We start from the raw sequence: 13,578 nt of genomic DNA on the forward strand, positions 1-13,578 counted from the left end.
CGCTCACAGAAGCAGCACGGGCGAGCCGGAGGGGCGCGCCGGTGTCGAGAGTGCGAGCGCGCGGAGGCCCGAAGGGCTGAGCACGGTCGTGATCTCGACACCGGCTGAAGCGTCCCGGAGCGAGCCGCACAAGAAAAAGGGGCAGGCCTCCGCAGCAGGCGGAGACCCAGGTCAGGGAGATACATCCATGCCACACACGAAGCTGCGTCGCCTCGTGACCATCTCGGTCGCCGTCACGCTCGGCGCCACCGCACTTGCCGCCTGCGGCTCCTCGGACGACAACGACAGCGAGGCCGACTCGGGGCCGGTCTCGCTGACGTACTGGTCCTGGACGCCGGGCATGGACAAGGTCGCCGACCTGTGGAACAACGGCCAGGGCAAGAAGGACCAGATCAAGGTCACGGTCAAGAAGCAGGCGTCCGGCGACACACTGGTCACCAAGATCCTCACCGCGCACAAGGCCAAGAAGGCCCCGGACCTGGTCCAGGCCGAGTACCAGGCCCTGCCGACCCTGGTCAGCAATGACGCGCTCGCCGACATAGCCGGCGAAGTCGACGGCGTGAAGGACAAGTTCGCCGACGGCGTCTGGCAGCAGACGACGCTGGGCTCGGACGCGGTGTACGCGATCCCGCAGGACTCCGGGCCGATGATGTTCTACTACCGCCAGGACCTGTTCAAGAAGTACGGCCTCGAAGTCCCGCAGACGTGGGAGCAGTTCGCCGAGACGGCCCGCGCGTTGAAGAAGAAGTCGCCGGAGACGGACCTGACCACCTTCTCCGCCAACGACTCCGGTCTCTTCGCCGGTCTCGCCCAGCAGGCGGGCGCCAAGTGGTGGACGACAGAGGGCCAGAAGTGGAAGGTCGGCATCGACGACGCGGCGACGCAGAAGGTCGCCGACTTCTGGGGCGGCCTCGTCAAGGAGGGCGCGATCGACAACCAGCCGATGTACACCCCCGCCTGGAACAAGGCGCTCAACACCGGCAAGCAGATCGCCTGGGTCAGCGCCGTCTGGGCGCCCGGCACCCTGACCACCGCCGCGCCCGACACCAAGGGCAAGTGGGCGATGGCTCCGCTGCCGCAGTGGTCGCAGAGCGACGACGTCACGGGGAGCTGGGGCGGTTCGTCCACGGCCGTCACCACGGATTCCAAGCACAAGTCGGCCGCCGCCAAGTTCGCCGCCTGGCTGAACACGGACCCCCAGGCGCTGACCGCGCTCGCCAAGGAGGGTGGCATCTACCCGGCCGCCACGACCGCGCAGACCAGTGACGCGTTCACCGAGCCGCCTGCCTTCTTCTCCAACCAGACGGACTTCTACGCCCAGGCCGCCGACATCGCGAAGACCACGGCTCCCTCCGCGTGGGGCCCGAACGTGAACGTCGCGTACACCACGTTCAAGGACGCGTTCGGTTCCGCCGCCAAGAACAAGTCGGACTTCGGCGCCGCCCTGAAGACGATGCAGGGCGACACCGTGGCCGACCTCAAGAAGCAGGGCTTCGAGGTCGCGGAGTGACGAGCGCACGCCGGAAGTCGTACGGGGTCAAGGGGGCCCCGTATGCCTTCCTTCTCCCCGCGACGATCCTGTTCGCCCTCTTCTTCGCGCTGCCCATCGGCTACGCGGTCTGGCTCAGCCTGCACAAGGTCCAGGTCAAGGGCCTCGGCCTGGGCGCGGGGGCCCGCCAGGAGGTCTGGGCGGGCCTGGAGAACTACACCGACTCCCTCACCGACTCCCAGCTGCTCGACGGTGCCGTGCGCGTGCTCGGCTACGGCGCCATCGTGGTGCCGGTGATGCTCGGGCTCGCGCTGCTCTTCGCGCTGATGCTCGACACCGACCGGGTCCGCCTCGCGCCGGTCACCCGGCTCGCGATCTTCCTCCCGTACGCCATTCCGGGTGTCGTCGCGGCGATGCTGTGGGGCTTTCTGTACCTGCCGGACGTCAGCCCCTTCTACTTCGTCCTCGACAAGTTGGGCATGCCGCAGCCCGACCTGCTGGACGGCGGGCCGCTGTACATCGCCCTGTCCAACATCGCGGTGTGGGGCGGCACCGGTTTCAACATGATCGTCATCTACACCGCGCTGCAGTCCATCCCGGCCGAGGTGTACGAGGCGGCGAAGCTGGACGGCGCCACCCCGCTGCAGATCGCGATCAGGATCAAGATCCCGATGGTGGCACCCTCGCTGGTGCTGACCTTCTTCTTCTCGATCATCGCGACGCTCCAGGTGTTCAGCGAGCCGACCACCCTCAAGCCGCTCACCAACTCCGTGTCCACGACCTGGAGTCCGCTGATGAAGGTGTACCAGGACGCCTTCGGCAAGGGCGACATCTACTCGGCGGCGGCGACCGCGGTGATCATCGCCCTTGTCACGCTGGTCCTGTCCTTCGGCTTCCTGCGGGCCGCGAACTCCCGTAACAAGCAGGAGGCAGCACAGTGAGTTCTCTTGCCGTCCGCAAGGCGTCCCCGGCCGCGGGGACGACACCCGGCACCGCTCAGGGGCCGCCGCTGCGCCGCCGGATCGCCTTCGTCCCGACGGTGACGCTGCTGATCGGCGCGATCTACTGTCTGCTGCCGGTGGCGTGGGTGGTGATCGCGGCGACCAAGTCGGGCAGCGAGCTGTTCTCGACGTTCACGTTCCTGCCGGGCACGGGCTTCGCCGAGAACGTCACGGACCTGAACGCCTACCGCGACGGCGTGTACTGGAAGTGGATGGGCAACTCCGCCCTCTACGCGGGCCTGGGCGCTCTCCTGTCGACCGTCGTCTCCGCGTTCAGCGGCTACGCCCTCGCGATCTACCGGTTCCGGGGCCGCGAGACCATCTTCAACATCCTGATGGCGGGCGTGCTGATGCCGCCGGTGATCCTCGCGATCCCGCAGTATCTGCTCATGGCCAAGGCCGACCTCACGGACTCGTACGCGTCCGTCCTGCTGCCGCTGATCCTGTCGCCGTACGGCGTCTACCTCGCGCGGATCTACGCCGCCGCGGCCGTGCCCAGCGACGTCGTCGAGGCGGGGCGGATGGACGGGGCGAGCGAGCTGGGGATCTTCACCCGGATCGCGCTGCCGATGATGGTGCCCGGGCTGGTGACGGTATTCCTCTTCCAGTTCGTGGCGGTGTGGAACAACTTCCTGCTGCCGTACATCATGCTCAGCGACGACGAGAAGTTCCCGATCACCCTCGGTCTGTTCACCCTGCTCGAACAGGGAGCCAACACCCCGGCCCTCTACACACTGGTGATCACCGGCGCGCTGCTCGCGGTCATTCCGCTCATCGCTCTGTTCCTGGTCATCCAGCGGTTCTGGAGCCTCGATCTGCTGTCGGGAGCCGTAAAGTCGTGACCATGAGCCAATCGGGGGGCCGGCGCAAACCGCCGACGATTCACGATGTCGCGCGCGAGGCGGGAGTCTCACGAGGGACCGTCTCGCGCGTGCTCAACGGCGGGCACTACGTGAGTCCCACGGCCCAGGAGGCGGTCAACGCAGCCATCCGCAGGACGGGTTACGTCGTCAACCGGCACGCCCGCTCACTGATCACCGGACGCTCGGACTCAATCGGCTTCCTGCTCACGGAGCCGCAGGAGAGGTTCTTCGAGGACCCCAACTTCAATGTCCTGCTGCGGGGTTGTACGCAGGCACTGGCGGCGCACGACATCCCGCTGCTGCTGATGCTGGCGGGCACCGAGGACGAGCGGCGCCGTATCACGCGGTACATCACGGCGGGTCATGTCGACGGGGTGCTGCTGGTCTCCAGCCACTCCGGCGATCCGGTCGCCGAGCAACTGCGGGAAGCGGGCGTGCCGTTGGTCATGTGCGGCAAGCCCATAGGCGTCGGCTCCAAGGTGAGTTACGTGGCCGCGGACGACCGGGACGGCGCCCGTGACATGGTGCGCCATCTGGTGTCGCTGGGCCGTCGCCGTATCGGCGTGGTGACCGGGCCCCTGGACACGCCCGGTGGTGTGGAGCGGCTCGCGGGCTATCGGGAGGTGCTCGCCGAGTCGGGCATCGACTTCGACGAGCGGCTCGTCGTGTCCGGTGACTACAGCCGGGCCAGCGGCGAGGCGGGCGCGGAACGGCTCCTGGCCCAGTGCCCGGACGTGGACGCGGTGTTCGTCGCGTCCGACCTGATGGCCCAGGGCGTACTCACCTCACTGGAGCGGGCCGGGCGCCGCGTCCCGGAGGACGTGTCGGTGGGCGGCTTCGACGACTCCTCGGCCGCCCTGGCCGCCCGCCCCCAGCTGACGACCATCCGGCAGCCCTATGACCGGATCAGCGCCGAGATGGTGCGGGTGCTGCTCGCCCAGATCGGCGGAGAGGATCCGGCGGCGGTGATCCTGCCGACGGAACTGGTGAAGCGTCAGTCCACCTGAGACCGGCGCTTCACGCGGCTTTCAGGGGTGGGCCCAGCAGCAGGTGCACGCCCTCCGCCGACAGTGTCACGGCCTCGGGCGAACCCGGGTCGATGGTGAGCGCCAAGCCGCGCCGGGGCCAGTGGGCCGGAATCATGCCCAGGGGTACGAGGTGGTAGCACTGGACGTCCGGCAGGGCCTGCGCCATGCGTTCCTCGGACGTGAAGACGAGGACGGCCCGGCCGATGACCGGCAGGACCAGTCTCCGCGTCCGCGCGTCCGAGGCCGGCACCAGCACCTCGGTGTCGGCCAGCAGCGTCCGCGCGTCGCCGTCCAGGCCGTTGTGCGCCAGGACGCTCAGCGCGCGCAGGATCACATCGGACGTGTCGTCCGAGGGTGTCGCTTCGTGGAGTGAGCCGTTCATGAGGGTTCCGCTCGTGAGTCGCGGGCGGGACCATCCCTTGCCCGTCCGCGTCGAGTGTTCTTCGCATACCCCCGCCCCGCACTCTCATGCGAGACCCGTATGTGTGTCCTGTACACTGAGTGGCTGCGAAGGGGAGTAGTCCTGCGAACCGGTCGTCGACACACTGGAACCCTCGGGTTCCCGGTGGCCGGGCCCGTGTGATCACACGGGTGGACGAGACCTTCGGCCAGGCATTGATGTGCCCGCGAGTCCTTGCGGCGCACCCGTCATGCCGGGCCGATCGGTTCTCCCGTCGCCCGAGTCGAGGGCGCTTCGCGAAGATCCGGGGGCCCGGCCCTAAAGAAAGCCACCCGGAATGCATCTCGACCCTCTGGCGATCCTCACCGCCTTCGGGCTGATCTTCCTCGCCGAGCTGCCGGACAAGACGATGTTCGCGTCGCTGGCCATGGGCACCCGCATGCGGCCGCTGTACGTGTGGTTCGGTACGTCCACCGCGTTCGTCGTGCACGTCGCGATCGCCGTCGGCGCCGGAAGTCTCATCGGTCTGCTGCCCGACTGGACCGTCAAGTCGGTCTCGGCCGCGCTCTTCGCGTTCGGCGCCTTCATGCTGCTGCGCAGCGGAGGGGACGACGGCGAGGAGGACGCCGGAGGCCGGACCGTCACCGGCTTCTGGCCCGTCTACACGACCGCCTTCATGGCCGTCTTCATCAGCGAGTGGGGCGATCTGACGCAGATCACGACCGCCAACCTCGCGGCCACCAACGGCGTCGCGTCCGTGGCCGTCGGATCCGCGGCCGCCCTCATGTCGGTCTCCGCGCTCGCACTGCTGGCCGGGCGGTTCATCGCCAAGCGCGTACCGCTGAAGACCGTGCAGCGCATCGGCGGTCTGTGCATGCTCGGGCTCGCGGTCTGGTCGGTCGTGGAGATCTTCACCGGGTGACGGGCCACGCTCCCGGGGCGCCCGGTCAGGAACGGACCGGTCAGGATCCAAGCGGTCCGTCCTGACCGGTCAGGAACGGAGAAGCGTGCTCCCACCCCTCGGCCATAGCGTGATTCCACCGGCGAGAAACCGGTCCGAACCGGTGACGACCACCGGTGACGACCACCGGTGGAGATCACCGGTGGAGATCACGACAGCGGAGGAGCCCGTCATGCCCGAAGTCCTCAGGACCATCACCTATCCCGTCAAGGACCTCGCCCGCGCCAAGGCCCTGTTCGGCTCGCTGCTGGGGGTGGAGCCGTACGTCGACGAGGCGTACTACGTGGGCTTCCGAGCCCCCGGCGGGCCGGAGATCGGGCTCGACCCCAACGGTCACGCGAAGGGTCTGACCGCGCCCGTCCCCTACTGGCACGTCGCCGACATCAAGGCGAGCCTGGCCGGTCTCGTCGGCTCGGGCGCCGAGGTCGTCCAGGACATCCAGGACGTCGGGGGCGGCACGCTGATCGCCTCCGTGAAGGACGCGGACGGCAACGACGTCGGTCTCATCCAGGAGGCGTCCTGAGCAGGGCGAGCAACTCCATGCAACTGCACTAGTTGCATCGTAAACAATGACCGCTTTCTCTGTTACCGTGCGGACATGGCAGCAGAGAAGGTCGCTCCCCCGCTCGAGGACCAGTGGCGGGACATCCTGTCGGTGCACGCGCGCACCATGTGCGAGATCGACCGCGAACTCCATCCGCACGGCCTCGGCGCCAGCGACTTCGAGGTGCTCGACATCCTCGCGTCGGGCACAGCGACCTCGGGCCCGGACACCGACTCGCATACGGGCACGGGCACGGGCACGGCCGCAAACACGGGCTCAGGCGCGGGTCCGGTCGAGCAGTGCCGGGTGCAGAACATCGCCGACCGCGTCCATCTGAGCCAGAGCGCCCTCTCCCGCCTCATCGGCCGCCTGGAGAAGGAGGGCCTGGTGGAGCGGACCGTCTGCCAGGAGGACCGCCGCGGGGTCTGGGTGGCCCTCACCGGCAAGGGCCGCGACCTGCACACCGAGGTACGCCCGCTGCAGCGGGCCGTCCTGGCCCGCATGCTCGCCGAGGGCTGAGCCGCCCCGCCAGGCGCTGAGTCCCCCGGCGGAGGCCGAGTCATCCCGCCGGGCGCAGCAGGTCCCGTACGGCCTCGAACGCCGCCGCGACCGTCGCCGGGTCTGCGCCCGGCCGGGCCAGCGCGCTCATCGGGATCGGTGTGACCGAGGGCAGTCCGTCGTACGGGCTCAGTCCGTCCGGCGCGGGGCCGACCGCGGCGAGAAGAGCCACGCCCACGCCCGTGCGCGCCACGTCGAGCACCCCCGCGAGATAGCCGGCGTCGCCGACCACCGTGGCCGCGACTCCGTGCGCGGCGAGGGTCGCGATGGCCCGGCGGCGGATCGCGCACGGGTCCTCGATGGCGACGAGCGGCACCGGGGCGGGCGCGGCCGGCGGCACCCAGCCGGGAGTGGCGTGCCAGGTGAGCGGGAGGCCGCCGACCGGAGTGCCCTCGGTGGCCGCCGCCTCCGTCACATACACCGCGACGTCCACGCTGCCGCGCTCCACGGCCTCGACGAGCCGTGCCGAGCGGTCGATACGGAAGCGCACCCGGCAGCCCGGCCGCACCTCCTGGACTGCCGCGGTCAGCCGGGGCAGGAACTGGTCGGCGGCGTGCTCGGTGGACCCGATGGTGACGGTGTCGCCCTCGGTGTCGAGCAGCACCCGCACGGCCTCGTCGTGGACGGCGAGGATGCGGCGGGCCTGCTCCACGAGGAGCCGCCCCTCGGGGGTGAAGCGGGTGCCTCGCCCCTCACGTTCGACGACCGGACTCCCCAGCGTCTTCTCCAGCCTGCGCACATGCTGGCTGACCGCGGACTGGCTCAGGGCGAGGGAGTGGGCGGCGCGGTGGAAACCGCCGCAGTCGGCTATCGCGGTCAGGCTGCGCAGCGCCACGATGTCCAGGACAGGTTGGGGCATACGGCGACCGTAGCCCGTCGCCCTCATCGATCGCGATAGCTGATCGATTTCGATGCGGAATCGTCGTTGGACGGAATCCGCCCCGGCCGGTCATGATGAACCCATGGTTCCCACGACCGCTTCCGCTGCCCTTCTGACGCAGCGCCGAGTCATCGACTTCGGCGTGGCGTGCAGCGCGCGCTGTCGTTGATTCCCCGCCGGTCACCGGCGTTGCCGCTCGGCCTCCACTGATCGTGTCTCCCCTGTCCTGACACGTGTCGGCAGGCTGCCGCGCCTCCCCCTTCGCTCTTGCGGTCCTCCTTTCCCCTGCCCTGAACAAGGGAGTTGCTTCCTCATGCCCTCCTCGCCGTCCACCTCTCTGTCCACCTCCTGGGACGAACCCGAAGGCCTCGCCGCCCGCGGCACGCTGATCGTGCTGGCCGGCCGGGGCGAGCACGGTGGTGTGTACGAGCGGTTCGGCCGCCGTCTCGCCTTCGACGCCTATCGCGTACGTGCCCTCGGTGACCCGGTCGCCGTTCCGTCCGTGCTCGACGAGGCGGCCAAGCTCCTCGCCGACGAGTCCCTGCCCGGCCCGAAGGTGCTGGTCGGCTCGGACACGGGTGCCCTGTACGCCGCCCGGCTCGCCGCCGAGCAGACCCCGGGGATCGACGCACTGATCCTGGCCGGTCTGCCCACCGCCCCCTGGGCGTCCGGGAGTTGGGAGGCGGAGGTCGAGGCACGCACCGCCTGCCCCACCCACCAGGCACGCCTCACGAACGACCCGGGTTTCCGGCGCGGGGCACTGGACACGGCCCCTGAGCTGCCCGAGCCGAGCCTCGATCTCGTACGGGTTCCGGTGCTGGCCCTGCACGGGGCCGAGGACACGGTGAGTCCGCTCGCCGACGCGCTCAGCGCCTACGAGGGGCACCCCGACGTACGGACCGTGACCTTCAACGGCGGCCGGCACGACGTCCTCAACGACGCGCTGCACCGCACCGCCGCCGCCACGGTCGTGCTCTTCCTTGAACGGCTGCGCCTCTCCCCCGAGCTGCCCGCGATCGCCGAGGGCCTCGCATGAGCGCCCGGGTGACGACGACTGTCGCGGAACTGCGCGAGCTGATCGACTCCGGGCAGCCGCCCGTCCTGCTCGACGTGCGCTGGGCGCTGGGCGACCCGCACGGCCGCGACCACTACGAGGCCGGCCACATACCGGGAGCGGTGTACGTCGACCTGGACCGCGAACTGGCCGGTCCGCCGAGCCCGGAGTACGGCCGCCATCCGCTCCCGGACCTCTCGGATCTGCAGGCGGCTGCGCGGAGTTGGGGTATCGGCGACGGGCGGCCTGTCGTCGTGTACGACGACCTGGGCAACACGGCCGCGGCCCGCGCCTGGTGGCTGCTGCGCTGGGCCGGAGTTCCGGAAGTGACCCTGCTGGACGGGGCGTTGGGCGCGTGGCGGGCGGCTGGGGTGCCGCTGGAGTCGGGTCCGGGTGCGACAAAGCCGGACGCGGAGGCGCCGAGGCAGGACCCCGATGCGCCGGAGCCGGACAACATCGTCCTCCGGCCGGGCGGACTGCCGGTGACGGACGCGGACGGGGCAGCCCAACTGGCCGCCACAGGGCTGTTGTTGGATGCCCGCGCCGGGGAGCGCTATCGCGGTGAGCAGGAGCCGGTCGACCCCCGCGCCGGCCACATCCCGGGCGCGGTCTCCGCCCCGACCGGCGAGAACCTCGCCGCCGACGGGACGTTCCTGCCGCCCGAGGAGCTGCGCAAGCGGTTCGAGGACCGCGGTGCCGGTGAAGCGGCCGTGATCGGCGTGTACTGCGGGTCCGGTGTCACCGCGGCCCACCAGATCGCCGCCCTCGCGATCGCCGGGTTCGACGCGACGCTCTTCCCCGGCTCCTGGTCGGCCTGGTCCGCCGATCCCGCCCGCCCCGCCGTGACCGGGCCCCTGCCGTCCTGATCCGCACCGAGCAGTCCCCAACCGCTTTCGGCCGTCCCGAGAGGAAGACCGCCATGCCGACGCAACAGATCGGGGCGACAGCCCCCGTACTGGAGAAGCCCGAACCACCCTCCCAGCCCTCACCCGCCCGCGTCACCATCCGCGGTACGGCGCATCTCCCCCGCCGCCGCCTGTCCGTCCCCCGTTCCGTACGCCGGGCCGCCGGGCCGGTCGGGCTCGTGGCCCTGTGGTTCCTGGGCTCCGTCACCGGCGTACTCCCGGAATCCGTGCTCGCCTCGCCCGTGGATGTCGTACGCCAGGCGGTCGAGCTGACGAAGAGCGGCGAACTGTCGGACGCGATCGCCGCGTCCGGGCGTCGGGCGGCAACCGGATTCCTCATCGGAGGGACGGTCGCGCTGTCGCTGTCCCTGCTCGCCGGGCTGTTCCGGCTCGGGGAAGACGTCATCGACTCCTCGATGGGCATGTTCCGGGCGATCCCGTGGGTCGGTCTGATCCCGCTCTTCATCGTCTGGTTCGGCATCGAGGAGACCCCGAAGATCGCGCTGGTGGCGCTCGGGGTGACCTACCCGCTGTACTTCAACATCTACGGCGGCATCCGCTCCACCGACGCCCAACTCGTCGAGGCCGCACGGATGATGGGGCTCGGCAGGCTCGGTCTCATCAAGTACGTCATCCTGCCGAGCGCGCTGCCCGGTGCCCTCGTGGGACTCCGGTACGCCCTCTCCACCGCCTGGCTGGCCCTCGTCTTCGCCGAGCAGATCAACGCCGACGCGGGTCTCGGCTACCTGATGAGCAACGCCCAGCAGTACTTCCGTACGGACGTCATCGTGCTGTGCCTCGCCGTGTACGCGCTGCTCGGCCTGGCCTGCGACTTCGCCGTACGGGTCCTCTCGCGCCGCCTGTTGAGCTGGCGTGCCTCCTTCGAAGGCGAGGCGTGACCATGACCGCGAACACCGTGAACACCCTGAAGTCCGAGCCCGCGCCTGCGACCGCTACGGCAGTGGCGAACAGTGTCGAGATCCGGGGGCTGTCCCGCGCGTTCGACGGCAACACCGTGCTGCACCAGCTCGATCTCGACATCCGTGAGGGCGAGTTCGTGGCCCTGCTCGGCCACAGCGGGTGCGGCAAGTCGACCCTGTTGCGCATCCTGGCCGGGCTCGACGACGAGATCGGCGGCGAGGTGACCGTGCCCGCCCGGCGCAGCGCCGCGTTCCAGTCGCCGCGGCTGCTGCCCTGGCTGAAGGTGTGGCGCAATGTCGTCCTCGGGCTGCCCGGCCGGCCCGACCGGGCGCTGGCCGACAAGGCGCTGGACGAGGTCGGGATCGCCGAGCGGGCCACCGTCTGGCCCAAGACGCTCTCCGGTGGTCAGGCACAGCGCGTCTCGCTCGCCCGTGCCCTCGTCCGCGAGCCCGAACTCCTGCTCCTGGACGAGCCGTTCGGGGCACTGGACGCGCTGACCCGCGGCAAGGTGCAGCAGCTCGTCGCCGAGCTGTGGGAGCGGCACGGCTGCGCGATCCTCCTGGTCACTCATGACGTGGAGGAGGCGCTGCTGCTCGCCGACCGTGTCCTGGTGATGGACGAGGGGCGCATCGCCCACGAGGTCACCGTCGAGCTGCCCCGCCCCCGCGATCTGACCGCCCCCGAGTTCGTCACGCTCCGCGCCCGCCTGCTCGGCTGGCTCGGAGTCACCCACACCGGTACCTCCGACGTCCCCAACCCCCGTACCCCCAACTCCCGTACCCCCGAAGGGAACCCCTCGTGAAGCGCACCATCTTCCGTACGCTCGCCGCCGCTCTCGGTCTGAGCGCCCTGCTGACGGTGACGGGCTGCGGAGGGGACTCCGCCGCGGACACGGCCGGCGGCTCCTCGGACGTCACGCTCACCATCGGCGACCAGGCCAAGACCCTCCAGACGATCCTCGCCGGTTCCGGGGCCCTCAAAGGCGCCGACTACAAGGTGAAGTGGGCCGAGTTCGAGGGCGCGGCCCCGCTCTTCCAGGCCGTGCAGGCGGGCGCCGCCGACACCACGTACTCCGCGGACCTGCCCGCGCTCCAGGCGCTCAGCGGCGGGGTGAAGTTCAAGAACGTCGCCGCGCTGAAGAACGACGGGCATCACACCGGGATCGTCGTCCGCAAGAACTCGGACGTGAAGAGCGTCAAGGACCTCAAGGGCAAGAAGGTCGTGGTGTCCTCCGCGAAGGGCAGCATCGCCGAGTACCTGCTCGCCAACGTGCTTCAGCAGAACGGCCTCAAGTACTCCGACGTGAAGGTCCAGTACCTGCTGCCGACCGACGCGCAGGCCGCCTTCTCCTCCGGGAAGATCGAGGTCTGGGCGACGTTCGGGGTCTACCAGGCGGTCGGCCTCCAGCAGGGCGGCAGGCTCCTCGTCGACGGCGCCGACGGGCGGATCAGCGGCTACGGATTCATCGGGGCCTCCGAGAAGGCCCTCGCGGACAAGGCGAAGAAGGCCGCACTCGGCGACTTCCTGAAGCGGCTCGGTACGGCCCTGAAGTGGACCAGCACCCACCAGGACGCGTACGCCGACGCCATCGTCGAGCGCAACGGCGCCGACCCCGCGATCGCGAAGACCCTCGCCTCGGCCGCGTACAGCAAGGTGCTGCCCGTCACGCCCGAGGTGAACGGGACCGTCCAGGACGTGGCCGACCTGATGCACGGCATCGGTGTCCTCGACCCGAACGTGGATGTGGCGAAGTCCGCCGACGCCTCCCTCCTCAAGTAGCGGCTCTCAAGGAGCAGGCCTCAAGTAGCCGCCGAGGGCCCTCAAGCGGCTTTCCGAGCAAAGGAGTTCACCATGCCTGTCGAGTTCATCAGCGCCGTGCACACCGACTCCGGGGCGTCCGGTCCGGCCGCCGCGAGCCGCACCGGTCTCGACGTCGACCATCTGCGCAGGTACGCCCGGGCGTTGGACGACGGAGGCTTCGACCACACGCTGGTCGCCTACCACTCGGCCTCGCCGGACGCCTTCCAGATCGCCCAGTTCGTGGCCACCCACACCGAGCGCATCCGTCCGATTCTCGCGCACCGGCCGGGCGTCATCTTCCCGACGCACGCGGCCCGCGCGCTCGCGACCCTCGACCGGATCAGCGACGGCCGCCTGACCGTGCACATCATCTCCGGCGGCAGTGACGAGGAGCAGCACCGCGAGGGCGACTACCTCGACAAGAGGGAGCGGTACGAGCGGTCGGACGAGTACATCCAGATCCTGCGGAAGGTGTGGCAGGCCGACGCGCCCGTGTCGCACGAGGGCAAGTATTTCAAGTTCGAAGGCTACTACTCGGACGTGAAGCCGGTGAACGGCCTGGTGCCGATCTCGGTCGGCGGGTCCTCCCAGGACGCGTACCGCGTGGGCGGGCAGCAGGGTGACATCTTCGGGCTATGGGGCGAGCCGCTGAAGGAGACAGCCGAGCAGATCGCCGCCGTGAACGCGGTCGCGGACGCCGCCGGGCGCCCCCGTCCCCGTATCTGGGTATCGTTCCGCCCGATCATCGCGCCCACCGACGAGCTGGCCTGGGAGAAGGCACACCGCACCCTGGGCGTACTGAAGGACCAGGCGCAGAACACCGAGCTGCTGCGCCACTACAAGACGAGCGGCCGTCCGGCCAACGTCGGTTCGCAGCGGCTGCTCGACATCGCGGAGCGGGGCGAGGTGCACGACCGCTGCCTGTGGACGGCCCCGGCGGTCGCCACCAACGCAGCCGGCGCCTCGACCGCACTGGTCGGCTCCCCGGAGACGGTCGCGAAGGCGCTGCTCGACTACGTGGACATCGGCTGCGACCTGCTGTCGATCCGCGGCTACGACCCGCTCAACGACGCGATCGACTACGCCCGTTACATCCTGCCGCTGGTCCGGCAGGAACTCGCCCACCGCGCTTCGGCGGACCGGGCCGCCTGACCGTTCAGGCCCTCACGCGCCC

At 70.0% G+C, this 13,578-nt stretch carries 15 protein-coding genes; 13 read left to right on the forward strand and 2 right to left on the reverse strand.

Annotated elements, in window-relative coordinates; genetic code table 11:
• The first annotated feature begins 187 nt into the window (after positions 1 to 187).
• From ACIBEI_RS08435 to ACIBEI_RS08450, 4 genes are read left to right on the forward strand one after another with little or no spacing between them, the layout of a single operon-like run.
• Positions 188 to 1,510, forward strand: coding sequence for an ABC transporter substrate-binding protein (locus ACIBEI_RS08435; protein ID WP_398886449.1), 1,323 nt, complete (start codon positions 188 to 190; stop codon positions 1,508 to 1,510).
• Positions 1,507 to 2,430, forward strand: coding sequence for a carbohydrate ABC transporter permease (locus tag ACIBEI_RS08440; protein WP_398886451.1), 924 nt, complete (start codon positions 1,507 to 1,509; stop codon positions 2,428 to 2,430). Before ACIBEI_RS08435 ends, ACIBEI_RS08440 begins: the two co-directional genes overlap by 4 nt.
• The gene (locus ACIBEI_RS08445) at positions 2,427 to 3,332 is read left to right on the forward strand and encodes a carbohydrate ABC transporter permease (RefSeq protein WP_398886453.1); all 906 of its coding nucleotides are present in this window, start codon (positions 2,427 to 2,429) and stop codon (positions 3,330 to 3,332) included. Before ACIBEI_RS08440 ends, ACIBEI_RS08445 begins: the two co-directional genes overlap by 4 nt.
• Positions 3,329 to 4,360, forward strand: coding sequence for a LacI family DNA-binding transcriptional regulator (locus tag ACIBEI_RS08450; protein WP_190228598.1), 1,032 nt, complete (start codon positions 3,329 to 3,331; stop codon positions 4,358 to 4,360). Before ACIBEI_RS08445 ends, ACIBEI_RS08450 begins: the two co-directional genes overlap by 4 nt.
• 10 nt (positions 4,361 to 4,370) lie before the next feature.
• Here the strand turns inward: ACIBEI_RS08450 and ACIBEI_RS08455 are convergent, their stop codons facing one another.
• Positions 4,371 to 4,763 (reverse strand): SseB family protein, encoded by a 393-nt coding sequence (locus ACIBEI_RS08455; protein ID WP_398886456.1) that lies wholly within the window; start codon positions 4,761 to 4,763, stop codon positions 4,371 to 4,373.
• A gap of 355 nt (positions 4,764 to 5,118) precedes the next feature.
• Between ACIBEI_RS08455 and ACIBEI_RS08460 the strand changes: the two genes are divergently transcribed.
• The 3 genes from ACIBEI_RS08460 (at position 5,119) to ACIBEI_RS08470 (ending at position 6,805) form a co-directional block, all read left to right on the forward strand.
• On the forward strand, positions 5,119 to 5,703 hold the full coding sequence (locus ACIBEI_RS08460; RefSeq protein ID WP_398886458.1) for a TMEM165/GDT1 family protein: 585 nt from the start codon (positions 5,119 to 5,121) through the stop codon (positions 5,701 to 5,703).
• A 211-nt stretch (positions 5,704 to 5,914) separates the two neighbouring features.
• The gene (locus ACIBEI_RS08465) at positions 5,915 to 6,265 is read left to right on the forward strand and encodes a VOC family protein (RefSeq protein WP_398886460.1); all 351 of its coding nucleotides are present in this window, start codon (positions 5,915 to 5,917) and stop codon (positions 6,263 to 6,265) included.
• Between the two features lie 75 nt (positions 6,266 to 6,340).
• Positions 6,341 to 6,805: a MarR family winged helix-turn-helix transcriptional regulator gene (locus ACIBEI_RS08470; protein WP_398886462.1), complete on the forward strand. Its 465-nt coding sequence runs from the start codon at positions 6,341 to 6,343 to the stop codon at positions 6,803 to 6,805.
• Positions 6,806 to 6,845: 40 nt separating this feature from the next.
• Here ACIBEI_RS08470 and ACIBEI_RS08475 read toward each other — a convergent pair whose 3' ends face one another.
• Positions 6,846 to 7,703, reverse strand: coding sequence for a LysR family transcriptional regulator (locus tag ACIBEI_RS08475; RefSeq protein WP_398886464.1), 858 nt, complete (start codon positions 7,701 to 7,703; stop codon positions 6,846 to 6,848).
• 334 nt (positions 7,704 to 8,037) lie between these two features.
• Here ACIBEI_RS08475 and ACIBEI_RS08480 point away from each other — a divergent pair, with 334 nt between their 5' ends.
• From ACIBEI_RS08480 to ACIBEI_RS08505, 6 genes are all read left to right on the forward strand, one after another.
• The gene (locus tag ACIBEI_RS08480; RefSeq protein WP_398886466.1) at positions 8,038 to 8,760 is read left to right on the forward strand and encodes a lysophospholipase; all 723 of its coding nucleotides are present in this window, start codon (positions 8,038 to 8,040) and stop codon (positions 8,758 to 8,760) included.
• Positions 8,757 to 9,644, forward strand: a complete 888-nt coding sequence (locus ACIBEI_RS08485; protein WP_398886468.1) for a sulfurtransferase — start codon at positions 8,757 to 8,759, stop codon at positions 9,642 to 9,644. The genes ACIBEI_RS08480 and ACIBEI_RS08485 overlap by 4 nt, the downstream gene beginning before the upstream one ends.
• A gap of 53 nt (positions 9,645 to 9,697) precedes the next feature.
• Positions 9,698 to 10,582 (forward strand): ABC transporter permease, encoded by an 885-nt coding sequence (locus ACIBEI_RS08490; RefSeq protein WP_398886470.1) that lies wholly within the window; start codon positions 9,698 to 9,700, stop codon positions 10,580 to 10,582.
• A gap of 62 nt (positions 10,583 to 10,644) precedes the next feature.
• The gene (locus ACIBEI_RS08495) at positions 10,645 to 11,406 is read left to right on the forward strand and encodes an ABC transporter ATP-binding protein (RefSeq protein ID WP_398887348.1); all 762 of its coding nucleotides are present in this window, start codon (positions 10,645 to 10,647) and stop codon (positions 11,404 to 11,406) included.
• On the forward strand, positions 11,403 to 12,383 hold the full coding sequence (locus ACIBEI_RS08500) for an ABC transporter substrate-binding protein (RefSeq protein ID WP_398886472.1): 981 nt from the start codon (positions 11,403 to 11,405) through the stop codon (positions 12,381 to 12,383). The genes ACIBEI_RS08495 and ACIBEI_RS08500 overlap by 4 nt, the downstream gene beginning before the upstream one ends.
• A gap of 72 nt (positions 12,384 to 12,455) precedes the next feature.
• The gene (locus tag ACIBEI_RS08505; protein WP_398886474.1) at positions 12,456 to 13,556 is read left to right on the forward strand and encodes an LLM class flavin-dependent oxidoreductase; all 1,101 of its coding nucleotides are present in this window, start codon (positions 12,456 to 12,458) and stop codon (positions 13,554 to 13,556) included.
• Positions 13,557 to 13,578: the final 22 nt, after the last annotated feature.

It is taken from the genome of Streptomyces sp. NPDC050988 (genome assembly GCF_044456225.1).
GTDB lineage: Bacteria > Actinomycetota > Actinomycetes > Streptomycetales > Streptomycetaceae > Streptomyces.